The organism is Polaromonas aquatica, from assembly GCF_042659145.1.
GTDB lineage: Bacteria > Pseudomonadota > Gammaproteobacteria > Burkholderiales > Burkholderiaceae_C > Polaromonas > Polaromonas aquatica.
On record NZ_JBHSRS010000084.1, the window covers coordinates 563,637 to 578,857 of the forward strand.

Below are 15,221 nucleotides of genomic sequence, written 5' to 3' on the forward strand. Positions count from 1 at the left end.
ATTGGCGTGGATCCCGAACGAACCGAATCCACGCCGGGTTGCAGTTACCACTTGCTCAGCAGAGGCACGGGGACGCTTTGCTCAAGGAGCTTGTAATGGCCCTTTTCAACAGTACCGATGTTGACGGCCATGCCTTCGGTGGGGAACGGCGCGTCCTTGCTATATTGGATGTTGGGCAGCACACCGAAGCTGCGTTCGCTCGACATCGGCGTCGACAGCAGCGCCGCCCGGACGTCTTCCCCCTTGACGTCTTTGATACCCTTGATCTTGACCGCCTGCTCGAAGGCTCTGGCCACGATAAGGCCTTGGCTCATGCCCATGATGCAGGCTGAGGTGTAGCTGACCTGTGCCTTGTACTTGGTGCGCAGCTTCTCGAAGAATGCCCGCGCCGTGGTCGGATCTTCCGTGGGCATGGCCATCCCGTAGACCTCGTAGTTGCCTTCCATCTGCTCTAGACCGCCCAAGGCCTTGCCCGACGAAATCAACCCGTTGTGGGCCGACATGACGATCGGGATGTTGGTCTTTCCAAGGCTTTGCAGGGCTCGACGAGTCGCCACGACGGAGGCCGTGTTGTTGAAGACTTGAAGCACGTTCGCGCCCTTGCGAATCAACCGGTTCACTTGCTGGGTCAGGTCGGTTGGTTGGGCTTCGGTGTAGACCGTCTCCACGACCTCCAGGATCTTGGGGTTGTCTTTCGCGAACTTCTCGATGCCCTTGTGGATATCCACATAAGCCGGGGAAACTTCGGAAGAGATCACACCTACCTTGATGGGTGCGTTGGAGCCCGATTTCTTCTGCAACCAGGTGTAGAAAGCCGCCGCCTCGTGCGGATAGGTGGCCCGGGCGTTGAACACCCAGCTGTCGCTCTTCCACGCGAAGCCATAACCGGCGGTCGCAAGGACCTGAGGCACCTTATCATTGGGTAATCGCTGCTGCAGGGCCGCAGCATCCGAGCCGCCGATACCCAGAATGGCCACGGGGTCCAGTTCCGACTTGATGCCGGGCCACAAACTGGCCACCTGCGCCACGTCGTAGCGCGTGTCGTATTCCTTGACGCGAAGTGCCACGCCTTGCGCCTTGCCCACCTCATCGCTCCACCAGTCGAGAACGCCTTTGCGGCAACCCGTCATGTCTTTCATGACGTCGGCAAACGGACCGGTAAAGTCCGCGAGGCCAGCGATATTGTAGGTGGTCTGTGCCTGGGCAGCGCCCGCCAGACCGAACACACCGGCGGCCAAAGCACTGCATCGCGCCAAACGGGCGAAGGCCGACAGACATTCTTTGTTTGTATTCACACAAGTCTCCTGGTTTTGATCACGCTGTCCAACACGAATCAACCGTCCTCCAGCGAAACAGACGGCCGCGAATTTCGGCATCAGTAGGGGTAAGGCCACATCCGGTAGGAACGTTTGAGAATGTTCCACCGGTGCATCAATCCACGCGGCTCAAAGATCAGAAAGCCAGCGATGATGCCGCCCAGAAAAATGTTCAGCGCGGCGAAGACCAAGTCGCCACTCAGGAACGAGAAGTTCTCAACCAGGGAAGGACCCACGCTGGTGAAGAATTCCTGAGCGAACCGGATGACGAATACGCCAATCAGCGCGCCGGTCACCGATCCCATGCCGCCCACGATGACCATGGCGATGAACCAGATGGAGTGGATCAGGGTGAACTGATCGATCGAGACGAAGCGCACGTAGTACGCCCACAAACCGCCGCCGATGCCCGCGTAGAAGGCGCCCAGAAGGAAAGCCAATGCCTTGGTCCGCACCACGTTGATACCCATCATTCCGGAGGCGACGTCGTCATCCCGAACGGCCGCAAAGATCCGGCCATGGCGGCTGCGCGCCACGCCATAGGCACCCGCGATCATGATGCAGGCGACCACCAGACACAGGTAGTAGACGCCTGCATCGGTGTCGAGCACCCAGCCGAACAGCCGCGCCGGTTCGACCGTGATGCCGTTGGAGCCACCCATCCAGGCAGCGGGTAGGTTCAGCACCATGAAATGGAACAGGATTTGTGCCGCAATCGTCGTGAGCGCCAGATAGAAACCCTTGATCCGGACCGCAGCCAGTCCAAACACCAGACCGAACGCAGCGGCGCACACACCACCGATCGGCAGCGCGATCCAGAGCGGCATACTGCCCTTCGTCGCGAGCAGCGCCGTGGCGTACGCGCCCGCGCCCATGAACGCCGCTTGGCCCAGGTTGATCTGACCGGCAAGACCGGTGTTGATCTGCAACCCGGTCACCACCACGGCGGTGATCAGCATCGAGGTCATCACCGCCACCGAGCGGGCGTCGGCGATCCACGGCAGAGCGAACATGAACAGAACGAACAAGCCCAGCGTCACGGCCTGGCTTCGCGTGCGGACCAGCGCCTGGTCTTGGGCAAAGGACGTTGCAAAAACACCTGCGGGATCCATGCTCATACCCTTTCAATGGTTTTCCAACCGAACATGCCGGTGGGACGGATCAACAACATCAAAAGCATGATGATGAAAGGAAAGACAGAGCCCAGTGCCCCGCCCACCAACGGATCGAGGTAGGCAGACGCCAGCCCCTGGATGACACCGACCAGCAGGCCGGCCAGCAGCAGTCCGGCAAGCGATTCCAAGCCGGCGAGCAAGGCCACTGGCAGCGCCGCCAGACCGATGTCGGAACTCATCATGTTGATCGACCGACCGCTCAGGTGCACCATGGCTCCCAGCGTCGAGAGCACGGCTCCCAGCATCCAAGCGAATGCGATGGAGCGCTGCACCGAAATTCCCATGGACATCGCCACCTGGTGGTCTTCGGCCACTGCCGTCATCGTCAAGCCCACGCGGGTCCGGTTGAAGAACCAAGAAAGGCCAAGGCCAATGACGATGGTCAGGCTGCCGCCATACAGGAGCGAGCGGGAGATCACCATATCCCCGAGGATGACGGGTTCCAGCGGAAAGATGATCGGGAACGCGCGGACCTGAGGACCAAATAGCACCAGCACGATTCCTCGAATCAAGATCAACAGGCCGATCGTCACCATCACCATCGAGAACACCGACTCGCCCACGAGGCGCGCGAAAAATATGCGCTCGATCATCAAGCCGAAGATCGCCGCGCTGGCGAAGGCCACCGGCAAACCGATCCACACCGGCATACCCATCTGAATGACGGTCCACCACACCATGTAGCCACCGAAGACCACGAGCTCGCCCTGTGCAAAGTTGAACACCTTGGATGCGCGGTAGATCACCACGAAGCCCATCGCGATGAGGGCATAGAGAAGACCGGACAACGCACCGTTGACTAGGTAGTTCAGAAAATCGCTCATGCGTGTCTCCTTCGATGGGGTTGGGTCGACGTGTTCAAACTGAATCCGTCGGCATCGTGAATGAATACCTGCGCGTTGAAGTTGCTTCGACGCCCGTCCTGGTAGGTCACAGGTATGTCGATTTGTACTTCCCGGGAACCGTCGTACAAGCCCTGGATCAAGACGCCGTAACGCTCCTCCAGGAACTCGCGCCGCAGCTTGCGCGAACGCGTCAGCTCGCCCTCGTCGGGATCCAGTTCCTTGGGAAAGTTGGCGAACCGCTGCACTCGTGCATGGGGTGGCAGAAACTGGTTGACCCGCGCAATTTCCTGGCTGATCAAGACCGCGATTTCGGGACGCTGCGAAAGATCGGTGAAGGTCGAGAAACCGATTCGCTTGTCCTCGGCCCAGCGCGACAGGACGGCCATATCGATGTTGATGAGTGCGGCCACGAAGTCGCGCCCCTCATCGCCCACGGTCATGATGTCCTTGATGAAAGGGCTGAACCGCAAACGCGTCTCGACGAACTGGGGTGGAAAGGTGTCGCCACTGCGAAGTCGCTTCAAGTCCGACAGCCGTTCGAGGAAAACCAGCTCACCACGGGCGGTCTTGGTCACTGCGTCACCTGTGTAGAACCAGCCGTCCTTGACCTTCGACTCGATCGAGCCTTCCCGTCGGTAGTAGCCCAGAAAAGGGCTTCCACCCCGGATCTGGAGTTCGCCGTCCGGACTCACCCGCCATTCGAGGGGAGCACCGGCCTCCGGGTGCGCCCGCATCCAGTGTCCCACGGTCTCCAGGTCGAAGCGATCACTCTGGTGGCACGTGAGCAAGCCGGTTTCGGTGGAGCCATAGATGTTCCGCAAGGGCACGCCCATGGCATGGAACATGCGAAACACATCGGGCGCCATGGTGGCACCACCGCAACTGGCAATGCGCAGCCGGGTCAGACCCAACTGGTCACGCAATGGCCGCAGAACCAGAGCATCGGCCAAGGGAAACTGCAGGCGATCCAGCCAGTCGATCGGCTTGCCATCCAGGCGGCCGACGTTGAAGGCGTGCCCCACCTTCATACCCCATTCGTAGACGGCACGCCGCAGGGGCCCAGCGTCCAACATGTGGGCCTGCACCGAGGAGGCCATGCTTTCCCATTGACGCGGGGCGAAGGTCATGGCCTCGACGGCGAGCTCGCGGATGTTGGCCAGCACCTGCTCGGGGCTTTCCGGGAAGTTGACCACCATGGGCAACCCCAGGCCCGCCGAGATCCCGTTGATTTGCTCGGTGGCCCAGGCAGGCGCGATGTAGCTCAGATACTCCATGCCCGGTTTTGCATCGGTGGCATGGATCAGGCGCTGCGCGTTGTCGATCAGGAAGCGGTGCGTGAGCACCACTCCCTTGGGTTTGCCCGTGGTCCCCGAGGTGTAGGACAGCACCGCCACATCATCGGGCGAGCCCTTCGCCACCAACGAACGGTACAGCCGAGGGTCCTGCGCATCCCGTTCAAGCCCTTGCTGCTGCACCGACTTGAAGGTGTTGAGGATCGGGTCGTTGTAGGACCACATGCCCGTGTCATCCCAGTACACGACATGGCGAAGCAGCGCCAGCTTGCCCTTGACGTCCAGGGCCTTATCCACCTGTTCCTGGTCTTGGGCGAAGAGGCAGACGGTCTCGCTGTCCTCCAGCAAATACTGCACTTCGTCCGCCGTCAGATCCGGATACAAGGAGACCACTTTGCAGCCCAGCGCGTGCGCCGCGAACTCCGCCCAATAGTGCTGCGGCTCGTTCTCGCCAATGATCGCCACCGTCGCACCGCGCTGCACGCCCATGTGGTGCAGGCCCAGTGCCAGCTCCAGCACATTGCGCTCCACCTCCGCAAAGGTATATTCACGCCAGATGCCGCGCTGCTTGTGACGCTGAGACAACCGCTCGGGTGTGGAGTCCGCGTGGCGTTGCAACAGTTGCGGCAGCGTTTCGATCTTGAGCATCATTGCCCACCCTCCCCGAGATATGCCTTCATGACGGCCGGATTGGCTTGGATCTCCTTGGGGGTTCCCTCAGCGATCTTGCGACCGAAGTCCAGCACCGCAATGCGGTCTGCCAGATCCATTACCACGCCCATGTCGTGCTCCACCAGCACGACCGGAATCCGTTTGGCTTCGCGCACGTCCAGAATGAAACGCGCGAGGTCTTCCTTTTCTTCCGCGTTCATGCCGGCCATGGGCTCGTCCATCAACAGGATCAGGGGGTCCTGGGCCAGCGCCCGGCCCAAGTCCACGCGTTTGCGAAGTCCGTAGCCGAGGCTTCCCACCGGTGTATGGCGGATGGCCTCGATCTCCAGGAACTCGATAATTTCCTCCACCACTTCCCGATGGACAACCTCTTCGCGCCTGGCGGCACCGAAGTAGAGGAACGACTGTGCCAGGTTCGAGCGCATGTGCATGTGGCGGCCCACCATCAGGTTCTCGACCACCGTCATGCCGGAGAAAATGTGCGTGCCCTGAAAGGTCCTGGCCAGACCTTGGCTCGCGACTTCGTGGACCGCCATGTTGCGAACGCTCAGCCCCCCTAGCGTGATGTCGCCTTTCTTGGGACGGTAAAATCCACTCAGGCAATTCATGAGCGAGGACTTCCCCGCGCCATTCGGACCTATGATGGCCAGCAGCTCGTCCTTGCGCACCTCGATGGACACATCGTTGAGCGCGACAATTCCACCGAACTGCAGCAACAGGTTGCGGGCTGAGAGCACTACACCGTCCGGGTTGACACTGGTGATTGCCGTCATGACGCGTACCCCTTGACGGGTGGGATCATGTCCATCGAGTCTCCTTGTTCGGACCGTTGTGGGGTCTCGTGGTGGTGTTCTGTTTGGGCTTCCATGTCCGATACCGTCAGAGCCGTGCCCCGCCATCGATGCTCAGCGTGGTGGCGTTCAGATAGGCGTTCTCCACCACATGCCGGACCAGCGCCGAGAACTCCGGCGCCTGCCCCATCCGATTCGGGAACAAGATGACTTTCTCGACGATGTTCTGTGCCACCTTGGTCGGCATGCTGGCCGACATGCCGGTCTCGAACAGGCCCGGCGCGAGCGCGACCACGCGCACTCCATGCGGGGCTAAGTCCCGGGCCACCGGAAGGGTCAGGCCCATCACTGCCGCCTTGCTGGCGCTGTAGGCGGCCTGGCCTATCTGCCCCTGCCAGGCCGCGCCCGACGATGTATTGATGATCACGCCACGTTCGCCATCCGCGTTCGCGTCGTTCTGCGACATGGCCAGGGCGGCGTGCCGGATGACGTTGAAGGTGCCAGTCAAGTTGACACCGATCACGCGGTTCCAGAGGTCCAGCGGAAACAGCTCGCCCTTGGACAAGGTCTTGCAGGGTCCGAGGATGCCCGCGCAGTTCACCGCCACATGCAACGCCCCAAACGTGTGGACTGCGAACTCCACGGCGGCCTTCACACTGGCGTCGTCGGCCACATCCGTTTTCAGCGCACGCACGCTGTCGCCCAACGGGGCCATCTCGCGCATCAGGCGGTCTTCATCCAGGTCGACCGCCACCACCTTGGCGCCCGCATCGAGCAGGGCCTTGCAGGTTGCAAGGCCTAGCCCCGAGCCCGCGCCAGTCACCAGCGCAACCGTGTTCTTGATGTCCATGCTTGTCTCTTCTTTCGGTGAGGCGCTCAGCGCGCCAGGATGGAGATGCAGGCAACAGCTTCCTCGATGCCCTCAAGGCCGCCGCCGTTTTCGGCCAATGCGATGCGGGCGCCTTCGACTTGCCGCGCGCCGGCTTCCCCGCGAAGCTGGCTCACCAGCTCGTGCACTTGCGCCAAGCCTGTCGCACCAACCGGATGCCCCTTCGACTCCAGGCCTCCCGACGGGTTGATGGGAATGCGCCCACCGATGCGGGTTTCGCCCCGCTCGGCGATCACACCCCCCTGGCCGAACTCGCAGAAGCCCAGGTTTTCAGACTGGATGATTTCCCCCATGGCCGTGGCGTCGTGGACTTCGGCCACGGAGATGTCGTCCGGCCCAACGCCGGCCAACTCATACGCCCGCCGCGCGGCCAGCGCCGTGCAATGGCTTGCAACGTCGTCCTCACTGCGCTCGGAGCCACTTTGAACCACAGCGGCCAGCACCCGGATCGCCCGGCTCGCGCCGATGTTCAACCGCTTGAGCGCAGACCGGTTGCACACGATGACCGCGGCGGCGCCGTCCGACACAGGCGAGCACATCGGCAAGGTCAGCGGGTAGGTGATCGGTGGCGCAATCAGCACGTCGTCAATGCTGTACGACACTTGGTATTGCGCCAGTGGGTTGTGGACCGAATGCGCGTGGTTCTTGGCCGAGACGGCCGCCAGCTGCCGTTGCGTAGTTCCGAAAGTGCGCATGTGGGAGCGCGCAAAGGCCGCGTACACATCCATGAACACGCTGTAGGGCCGGGGAGAGGTCGAGCCTTCCGGAACCGCCACATCGCGCCCGAGCCTCATCAGCTCTTCGCGGATGTCGGCGGCCCGCGACAGATCCCAGGCGCTGTCGAAGACCGAGAACATCTTCGGCTTGTCCGAGGTGAACATCTTCTCCGCGCCTATAGCCAAGGCCACATCGCCCGCGCCCGCACGAACATGGTTGCACGCCAACACGAACGCTGACGATCCGCTGGCGCAGGCGTTTTCGATGTTGACCACGGGAATGCGACCGACCCCCATGGCGCGCAATGCAATCTGCCCGCGGATCATGTGCTGGCCCTCCATGTGACCTTGGGATGTGTTGCCGAAAAAGGCCGCTTGCAGGTCCTCTTGCCGGATCCCGGCATCCACCAGCGCCGCCTCGGTCGCTTCGCGCGTCAGCTGCTTGATGTCCTTGTCCAGATGCCGACCAAACGGGGTCATTCCTACGCCGATGACATAGATTTCTTCCATGCATTTCTCCTCTAAACGGGCTTATGAGAAGGCATCACATCGACGCCAAGTTACTGCCAATAAAGTTGTTTTACTATAGAGTAAAATATGTTCCGAAACATTAGGGAAAACCCGACGTCAGATCAGGCGTCGGCGGCTTGATCGGTCAGTGCAAGGAAGCGCAAGCCCCTCGCCGTCTCGATTTCGCCACTCGGCATCACGCGGTACAAACCACGCGCCACGTTGTGGGGGTGTGCGGCTGCCTCGGTCAGGTTCAAAACCGGCGCATAGCAGGCATCCGTACCTTCCAGAATTTGCGTCCAATGGGCACTGCGGCGCGATGCAAAAAGAGCTGTCATTCGCGCTTTCAGCGCCGGCCATGTAGACCGGTTCATCTGATCGGACAACACGACATCGGTCAGACCCAGGCGCTGCAGGAGCAGAGCGTAGAACTGGGGCTCGATGGCCCCCACGGTGATGTAACGACCGTCTGCGCATATGTACCGGTCGTAGAAGGGCGAGTCGTGGAATACACTGGGCACACCCAGATCAAAACCGCCGGAGGCGCTGATGATTTGCACCAGCGGGGACAACATCGCGAGCACGTCCACGATGGCGCCATCCACCACGCAGCCCTGCCCACTGTCCCTGGCCGGAGCAACCCCGACACCATACCCAGCGCGAAACCCAGCGCACCCGCCGCATCGCCCAACACAGTGGGAGGCAGCATGGGCGGGTGGCCAGGACGCTCCGTCAGCGACATCAGGCCGGTAAGCGCCACATAGTTCATATCGTGACCGGCGACCTGCGCCAGCGGCCCGTCCTGACCCCAACCGGTCATGCGCCTGTACACGAGACGCGGGTTCAGTTGCCCACAGACATCCGGTCCGAGGCCCAGGCGCTCCATGACGCCCGGACGGTTGCCTTCGATCAATCCGTCACTGGCCGCAACGATTTCAAGCGCCCGGGCGCGGTCGTCTTCCTGTTTCAGGTTCAGGACCATTCGGCGCTTGCCGCGAGACAGCAAACCATCCTCGCGCGACGTCATGTCCTTGGGCAACTGGCCCGGTCCTGGGCGTGCCACCACGGTGACCTCCGCCCCCAGCTGCATGAGCAGCAAGCCGGCCAATGGCCCCGGTCCAATGCCCTCGAATTCCACGACGCTGACCCCCTTCAGAGGAGATCCAAGCGATGACGTCTGTTGTTTCATGTGCTCTTCCAGTTGACCGCGTTTTACTGTATAGTAAATGCATATACTTTGCAGTATATTGAATCCTGATTTACTAAACCACGGTTGAATCGCAGAGTCCGCTAGTGAAAAGCCAACCCATGAAAAGAGAAGCAATGCCACCCCCCGCTGTTGTCGTAGAAGTTCGCCAAGGGGCCCAGTGGATCCGCCTGAATCGGCCGGAGGCGATGAACGCCCTCACGCCGGAACTGCTCGGCGGCATCGATCACGCCCTGCACGAAGCCGAGAAGAACCCGGAGGTGCGGGCGGTCGTTCTCACCGGCACGGGCCGGGCTTTCTGTGCGGGGGCCGATCTCAAGTTCGTCCAAGCGCAATCGGACGCAGACGGCCCGCGCCGCTTTCTCGACCTTGTCTTGGCGACGATGAATCGGTTGGATAGCTTTCCCAAGCCGGTGATCGCCGCTCTCAACGGGTTGGCCCTCGCCGGAGGTCTGGAGTTGGTGCTCTGCTGCGACCTGGTGCTTGCTGCTCGCGGCGTCAAGATCGGCGATGCCCATGCCAACTACGGCTTGCTGCCGGGCGGAGGGAGTTCGGTTCGCCTGCCTCGAGCCATCGGGCCCGCACGCGCCAAGTACCTGCTTTTCACCGGTGACTTTTTCACCGCCGAAGAACTGGTGGCGGCCGGCCTGGTCAACCAGGTGGTGGACGCCGCTGAACTGGAGGCGGCCACCCAGGCCTTGGTGGACAAAATCGCCATCAAGAGCCCGCTGGGCCTGCGGCGCATGAAGACACTGGTCGATGACGGCCTGCAGCAACCCATCGAGACCGCGTTGCGGCTAGAGCTTCTCGCCTCCGAGGTGCACTCGCATAGCGCCGACCAGCGCGAAGGCTTGCTGGCGTTCCAGGAGAAGCGCTCGCCCCGCTTCACTGGCCAGTAAGCGAAGGGGCCCATCATGACGCATCCCCTGCCGGTGGACCGGCTTGACGCACTGCGCGCAGCTCAGCAGTACGCCTACGACCGGGCGCCCGCCATCCGCGACATCTATGAGCGTGCGGGCCTGACGCCGCAAGACATCCGTAGCGCGGCCGACCTGGCGCGCCTACCCGTCACCAGCAAGGACGCGCTGCTGGACTGCCAGCGCAAGGCGCCGCCCTTCGGCGGTTTCCTGGCCGCCAACGAGGCGGCGATCCGGCACATCTTCGTGTCACCGGGCCCCATCTACGAACCACGGCTGAATGACGATCAGGACGGCCACGGCTTCGCTCACTGCTTCTGGCGGGCTGGTCTCGGTCCCCAGGACCGGGTGCTGAACACCTGGTCGTATCACCTGGTGCCCGCCGGCGTCCTGCTGGACCAGGGCATCGCGGCCACGGGCGCCACCGTTATTCCATGCGGCCCCGGCGGCGCCGAGCAGCAGGCCCAGCTGATACTGGAGCTGGGCATCACCTGCGTTTGCGCCTCTACCGCCTTCTTCATCACGCTGATCCACACACTGGAGCAGCTGGGCCATGCGCTGCCGGCCGCCTGGAAGCTCAGGTCGGTGCTGCTCGGCGGGGAAATGGGTGACTGGATGGGCAAGCGGCGCGAGCTTGAGAGCCGCTACGGCATCAAGACCTTCTCGGCATACGCAACCGGCGACTTCGGACTCATCGGCTACGAAGAAGCGGAGCTGGATGGCTACACCGTGCAGCCTCGAAGGCTGGTTCAGATCTGCGACCCGCAATCGGGCATTCCCTTGCCACTGGGCGAAACCGGTGAGGTCGTGGTCACCACCCTGGACCGGGGCTGGCCTCTCGTCCGGTTTGGTACGGGCGATGTGGCGGAAGGAATCGCCGCATCGACCGACGGCTTCGTCAGACGGATCAGCCTGCTCAAAGGCCGGGTCGGACAGGCAGTGAAGGCCCGCGAGATCTTCATTTATCCGCGCAACATTGAAACACTGCTGATGCAACTGCCACGGGTACTACGCGCCCAGGTGGTGGTCACCAATCGAGGGCACCGCGAGACGATCACTCTGCGCGGCGTGCTGCAGCCGGGCGCAGCGGCGGCAGAGATCGAGAAGGAACTGCTGGACTGCTTCAAACAGCACACTCGCCTGAAGCTGGATGCCGTCGAATGGATATCCGCGGACGATCTGACTGTCGACGCCCCTCTTCTGGTTGATCGGAAAAACGTCTAGACGGTTAACGATCAAAACGACTACTACACAAAGGACCTGCAGCTAGGCGTGCACGTCTCGCACGCTACGTCTAGTGCGCGAGTTCCAAGCCTTGTCTTTGAGTTGCAAATAAACAGGAAACTCTCATATGAAAATCCTTGTATCTGTTAAGCGAGTCGTGGACTACAACGTCAAGGTGCGAGTCAAGAGCGACGGCACGGGCGTGGACATCGCCAACGTCAAGATGAGCATGAACCCCTTTGACGAAATCGCGGTGGAAGAAGCCGTGCGCCTGAAGGAAAAGGGCGTGGCCAACGAAGTGATCGCCGTCTCCTGCGGCGTGGCGCAGTGCCAGGAAACGCTGCGCACGGCCATGGCCATCGGCGCCGACCGCGCCATCCTGGTCGAGACCGACGTGGAGCTGCAGCCCCTGGCCGTGGCCAAGCTGCTCAAGGCCCTGGTGGACAAGGAACAACCTAGCCTGATCATCCTGGGCAAACAGGCCATCGACGACGACGCCAACCAGACCGGCCAGATGCTCGCCGCGCTGGCTGACCTGCCGCAGGCCACGTTTGCTTCCAAAGTTGAAGTGGCTGGCGACAAGGCCAAGGTCACGCGCGAAATCGACGGTGGCCTGGAGACGCTGGAAGTGAGCCTGCCGGCGGTGGTCACCACCGACCTGCGCCTGAACGAGCCGCGCTACGTGACGCTGCCCAACATCATGAAGGCCAAGAAGAAGCCGCTGGAGACGGTCAAGCCCGAAGAACTGGGTGTCGATGTGACGCCGCGCCTGAAGACGATCAAGGTCGCAGAGCCGGCCAAGCGCGGTGCCGGTGTGAAGGTCCCCGATGTCACCGCACTGGTCAATAAGTTGAAAAACGAAGCGAAGGTGATTTGATATGACCGTACTGGTGATCGCCGAACATGATAGTTCGTCACTCAAAAGTTCCACGCTCAACACGATCAAGGCTGGAGCAGAGATCAGCTTTTTTGGCAGTGGTGAGGTCCACGTTCTAGTCGCAGGATACCGCTCGATGCCTGCTGCAATGGCTGCCTCTGAGGTGCAAGGCGTTAGCAAAGTCATCCACGCCGACGGCGAAGGCTTCGCCCACGGCCTAGCCGAGAACATCGCCGCCCAGGTTCTGGCGATTGCCAGCGGCTATAGCCACATCCTGTTACCGGCCACGGCAGGCGGCAAGAACGTCGCCCCGCGGGTGGCCGCCAATCTCGACGTCGCGCAGATCAGCGACATCACCAAGGTCATCAGCGCCGACACCTTCGAGCGCCCGATCTACGCCGGCAACGCGATTGCCACCGTGCAGAGCAGCGACGCCACCAAAGTCATCACCGTGCGCGCCACGGGCTTTGACGCCGTAGTCCAGGGCGGCAGCGCCACCGTGGAAACCGTGACCGCCGCAACAGGTAATGGCAAGAGCGCCTACCTGGGCAGCGAGATCGCCAAGAACGACCGCCCCGAACTGACGGCGGCCAAGATCATCGTCAGCGGCGGCCGTGCGCTGGGCAGCAGCGAGAAGTTCAACGAAGTGATGACGCCGCTGGCCGACAAGCTGGGTGCGGCCATCGGCGCCTCGCGCGCTGCGGTGGACGCGGGCTACGCCCCGAACGACCTGCAGGTGGGCCAGACCGGCAAGATCGTGGCGCCGCAGCTGTACATCGCCGCCGGCATCTCAGGGGCCATCCAGCACCTGGCTGGCATGAAGGATTCCAAGGTGATCGTGGCGATCAACAAGGACCCCGAGGCGCCGATCTTCAGCGTGGCCGACTACGGCCTGGAGGCCGACCTGTTCACAGCGGTGCCGGAACTGGTCGCTGCGATCTAAAAACAATAGTCATCGAGTCGAGAATGGAAATATTCAGGGAAAACAATGGAACTGAGGCACCTTCGGTGCTTCTTGGCAGTCGCTCAGGAGCTGCATTTCGCCAGAGCCGCTGAGAAGCTACACATTGAGCAATCGCCACTTTCAAGGGCGATCAAGGAGTTGGAAGAAGAGCTGGGGGTCCGTCTCTTCGACCGCAACACACGGAGCACGCACCTGACCCGTACAGGTCAGGTCTTCGTGGAGCACGTACCGCGTGTGTTCGCCGCGCTGACTCAGGCGAGTGACAGCGTACGGGCCGCGTCGGCCGGAAATCAGGGGCAGTTGCGTATCGCACTCTCGGGCAGCGTGACAGCAGTCCCGTCTCACGGCACTGCTTGTTGATTTCGTTTGAAAACTGAGCCACTAAAGCGCTAATTTCGCCCCAAGGTTGTGACCCAGTCTCCGCGCAACGGCGCTGCCGGTGGAACTTCGCCGGTCGAGTTCGAACAACGCCATTCCCAACTGCTCACGGGTGTCCAGGAAACCCGTGGCGATTCACGTGCGTTCCTTCAGGAAGAACAGGACATCCATGCTCACTCCGTCCTTGAGGCCAGTGGTGCACCATCGCTTGGCTCGACGGTGGCCAACCGAGGCGGTTCAGTCTGCGACTGAAGCACAAGCTTGATCCATCGAACCTTCTCGCGCTTCAGAGAGTCCACGGACTTTCGGCTCTGGTACACCGCCTTGAGCCCGACAGAGGCCGCCTGTGCAATGAATTCGTCAACGTTGATCGGGTACATGGGCCTGTTGGGGGGCGCGTCTCCGATTCTTAAGGTTAGCGCGATGCTCCCGTGTGATCCAAGCAGTTGCCTAAGCGTTTGCAGCGACAGCTGTCTATCCTTTGGCTCGATGTGCATCCAGACGGCACTAAGCAGAACGAAGTCGTATGCCTCTCCCAGAGCCTTGACCTTGTCAAGGTTCGGCAAAGCATCGTCGATCCACCTGATGTTGACTTGGCGATGCTTGGCCATAGCCAGGGCTCGAAGACCACGACTCGGTTCGACCGCAGTAACTTGATAGCCTCGTGCTGCAAGGGCAGACGCATCCCTGCCCGACCCTGCACCGACATCCAGGCACCTTGCCCCTGACGCTGGAAGAAATCGCAAGAATGACCGGTGGGTTGACGAGAACCGAAGGCTTTCATAGGTCTGAAAGAAGCTCTCGCTGGCGTCATCGTATGCAGACCAGGCTACTTGGCGCATGGCTTGCTCGAAGCGGTTGATTGCCGTTTGAAGGGGGGCTTGGCAGAGCAGGCCGGAGGCTGCACAGGGTTTGTGACCACCTCGATTTGCGAAACACAGCACTTTGCTTCCTTAGGGGGTTCCTGCTTCTTTGACAGGTACGATGGATTCAAAGCACCAAGCGTGCTGACGATTGCAGAACCTAAAAGCGCTGCAATCCAACAACCAATCACTACGTACTTTTCTCGCGGCGCATCCTCGTTATCAGGAGAAAACCGGCTCTGCCTGCCTATGTGCATTTGAATCAGCCTGCGGAGGCGCCAAATGATCACAATGGTCAGCAGACTGAACACAGCAGCAAAGTACAAGACCACGGCGCGAGCTTGAAGCTCATCGACCGTGGTGGATCCATACCAAAGCCCGCCAGTGATTGCGATCACCATGCTCGGAACCTGCCACATGAGCTGATTTAAAGACCTGAGATGCTGCCCCGCTTCCAGGTACTGGAGCTCGAGCTTCTTGAACTGCCATTTGCGCTCTTCCAGGTCACTGGCAAGGCGGTGTTTCAAAATCTCTATCGATTTGGGAGATGTGGTTTTCATAGGGAAAAAAGCTCCGAGCGACCAA

Annotated in this window: 14 protein-coding genes and 2 pseudogenes; 6 read left to right on the forward strand and 10 right to left on the reverse strand. The window is 61.3% G+C overall.

Features of this window, described 5'->3' with window-relative positions; genetic code table 11:
• Window positions 1-44: 44 nt before the first annotated feature.
• From ACFQND_RS23920 to ACFQND_RS23955, 8 genes and pseudogenes are all read right to left on the reverse strand, one after another.
• Window positions 45-1,295, reverse strand: coding sequence for an ABC transporter substrate-binding protein (locus ACFQND_RS23920; protein WP_226463324.1), 1,251 nt, complete (start codon window positions 1,293-1,295; stop codon window positions 45-47).
• 80 nt (window positions 1,296-1,375) lie between these two features.
• The gene (locus ACFQND_RS23925; RefSeq protein WP_377414749.1) at window positions 1,376-2,428 is read right to left on the reverse strand and encodes a branched-chain amino acid ABC transporter permease; all 1,053 of its coding nucleotides are present in this window, start codon (window positions 2,426-2,428) and stop codon (window positions 1,376-1,378) included.
• Between the two features lie 2 nt (window positions 2,429-2,430).
• Complete coding sequence (locus ACFQND_RS23930; RefSeq protein WP_377414752.1) at window positions 2,431-3,315, reverse strand: branched-chain amino acid ABC transporter permease; 885 nt, start codon at window positions 3,313-3,315, stop codon at window positions 2,431-2,433.
• Window positions 3,312-5,279, reverse strand: coding sequence for an AMP-dependent synthetase/ligase (locus ACFQND_RS23935; protein ID WP_377414755.1), 1,968 nt, complete (start codon window positions 5,277-5,279; stop codon window positions 3,312-3,314). The genes ACFQND_RS23930 and ACFQND_RS23935 overlap by 4 nt, the downstream gene beginning before the upstream one ends.
• Window positions 5,276-6,073: an ABC transporter ATP-binding protein gene (locus tag ACFQND_RS23940; protein WP_377414758.1), complete on the reverse strand. Its 798-nt coding sequence runs from the start codon at window positions 6,071-6,073 to the stop codon at window positions 5,276-5,278. Before ACFQND_RS23940 ends, ACFQND_RS23935 begins: the two co-directional genes overlap by 4 nt.
• 106 nt (window positions 6,074-6,179) lie before the next feature.
• Window positions 6,180-6,941 (reverse strand): SDR family NAD(P)-dependent oxidoreductase, encoded by a 762-nt coding sequence (locus ACFQND_RS23945; RefSeq protein WP_226463319.1) that lies wholly within the window; start codon window positions 6,939-6,941, stop codon window positions 6,180-6,182.
• 26 nt (window positions 6,942-6,967) lie between these two features.
• Window positions 6,968-8,206, reverse strand: a complete 1,239-nt coding sequence (locus ACFQND_RS23950; RefSeq protein ID WP_377414761.1) for a thiolase family protein — start codon at window positions 8,204-8,206, stop codon at window positions 6,968-6,970.
• Window positions 8,207-8,328: 122 nt separating this feature from the next.
• A pseudogene (locus tag ACFQND_RS23955) lies at window positions 8,329-9,395 on the reverse strand (CaiB/BaiF CoA transferase family protein).
• 134 nt (window positions 9,396-9,529) lie between these two features.
• Between ACFQND_RS23955 and ACFQND_RS23960 the strand changes: the two are divergent.
• From ACFQND_RS23960 to ACFQND_RS23985, 6 genes and pseudogenes are all read left to right on the forward strand, one after another.
• On the forward strand, window positions 9,530-10,312 hold the full coding sequence (locus tag ACFQND_RS23960) for an enoyl-CoA hydratase/isomerase family protein (protein WP_377415213.1): 783 nt from the start codon (window positions 9,530-9,532) through the stop codon (window positions 10,310-10,312).
• Between the two features lie 15 nt (window positions 10,313-10,327).
• Window positions 10,328-11,554 (forward strand): phenylacetate--CoA ligase family protein, encoded by a 1,227-nt coding sequence (locus ACFQND_RS23965; protein ID WP_377414764.1) that lies wholly within the window; start codon window positions 10,328-10,330, stop codon window positions 11,552-11,554.
• Window positions 11,555-11,681: 127 nt separating this feature from the next.
• Window positions 11,682-12,431, forward strand: a complete 750-nt coding sequence (locus ACFQND_RS23970; protein WP_377414767.1) for an electron transfer flavoprotein subunit beta/FixA family protein — start codon at window positions 11,682-11,684, stop codon at window positions 12,429-12,431.
• A gap of 1 nt (window position 12,432) precedes the next feature.
• Window positions 12,433-13,374 (forward strand): electron transfer flavoprotein subunit alpha/FixB family protein, encoded by a 942-nt coding sequence (locus ACFQND_RS23975; protein WP_377414770.1) that lies wholly within the window; start codon window positions 12,433-12,435, stop codon window positions 13,372-13,374.
• Window positions 13,375-13,419: 45 nt separating this feature from the next.
• Window positions 13,420-13,725 (forward strand): annotated as a pseudogene (locus ACFQND_RS23980) (LysR family transcriptional regulator); the annotation flags it as partial.
• Window positions 13,726-13,803: 78 nt separating this feature from the next.
• Entirely contained in the window at window positions 13,804-14,025 is a 222-nt protein-coding gene (locus ACFQND_RS23985; RefSeq protein WP_377415235.1) for a hypothetical protein, read from the forward strand.
• On the opposite strand, the gene ACFQND_RS23990 is transcribed toward ACFQND_RS23985, so the two are convergent.
• A complete protein-coding gene (locus ACFQND_RS23990; protein ID WP_377414773.1) occupies window positions 13,947-14,615 on the reverse strand; it encodes a class I SAM-dependent methyltransferase in 669 nt (222 codons plus the stop codon). The two genes, ACFQND_RS23985 and ACFQND_RS23990, sit on opposite strands and share 79 nt — an antisense overlap.
• On the reverse strand, window positions 14,603-15,196 hold the full coding sequence (locus tag ACFQND_RS23995; protein WP_377414776.1) for a hypothetical protein: 594 nt from the start codon (window positions 15,194-15,196) through the stop codon (window positions 14,603-14,605). The genes ACFQND_RS23990 and ACFQND_RS23995 overlap by 13 nt, the downstream gene beginning before the upstream one ends.
• Between the last annotated feature and the right edge of the window lie 25 nt (window positions 15,197-15,221).

What these genes read in the sequence shown, in the direction of transcription:
- ACFQND_RS23925 (WP_377414749.1), bottom strand. Translation starts at nt 2,428, where the DNA reads ATGGATCCCGCAGGTGTTTTTGCAACGTCCTTTGCCCAAGACCAGGCG.
- ACFQND_RS23930 (WP_377414752.1), bottom strand. Translation starts at nt 3,315, where the DNA reads ATGAGCGATTTTCTGAACTACCTAGTCAACGGTGCGTTGTCCGGTCTT.
- ACFQND_RS23935 (WP_377414755.1), bottom strand. Translation starts at nt 5,279, where the DNA reads ATGATGCTCAAGATCGAAACGCTGCCGCAACTGTTGCAACGCCACGCG.
- ACFQND_RS23940 (WP_377414758.1), bottom strand. Translation starts at nt 6,073, where the DNA reads ATGACGGCAATCACCAGTGTCAACCCGGACGGTGTAGTGCTCTCAGCC.
- ACFQND_RS23945 (WP_226463319.1), bottom strand. Translation starts at nt 6,941, where the DNA reads ATGGACATCAAGAACACGGTTGCGCTGGTGACTGGCGCGGGCTCGGGG.
- ACFQND_RS23950 (WP_377414761.1), bottom strand. Translation starts at nt 8,206, where the DNA reads ATGGAAGAAATCTATGTCATCGGCGTAGGAATGACCCCGTTTGGTCGG.
- ACFQND_RS23960 (WP_377415213.1), top strand. Translation starts at nt 9,530, where the DNA reads ATGCCACCCCCCGCTGTTGTCGTAGAAGTTCGCCAAGGGGCCCAGTGG.
- ACFQND_RS23965 (WP_377414764.1), top strand. Translation starts at nt 10,328, where the DNA reads ATGACGCATCCCCTGCCGGTGGACCGGCTTGACGCACTGCGCGCAGCT.
- ACFQND_RS23970 (WP_377414767.1), top strand. Translation starts at nt 11,682, where the DNA reads ATGAAAATCCTTGTATCTGTTAAGCGAGTCGTGGACTACAACGTCAAG.
- ACFQND_RS23975 (WP_377414770.1), top strand. Translation starts at nt 12,433, where the DNA reads ATGACCGTACTGGTGATCGCCGAACATGATAGTTCGTCACTCAAAAGT.
- ACFQND_RS23990 (WP_377414773.1), bottom strand. Translation starts at nt 14,615, where the DNA reads ATGCGCCAAGTAGCCTGGTCTGCATACGATGACGCCAGCGAGAGCTTC.
- ACFQND_RS23995 (WP_377414776.1), bottom strand. Translation starts at nt 15,196, where the DNA reads ATGAAAACCACATCTCCCAAATCGATAGAGATTTTGAAACACCGCCTT.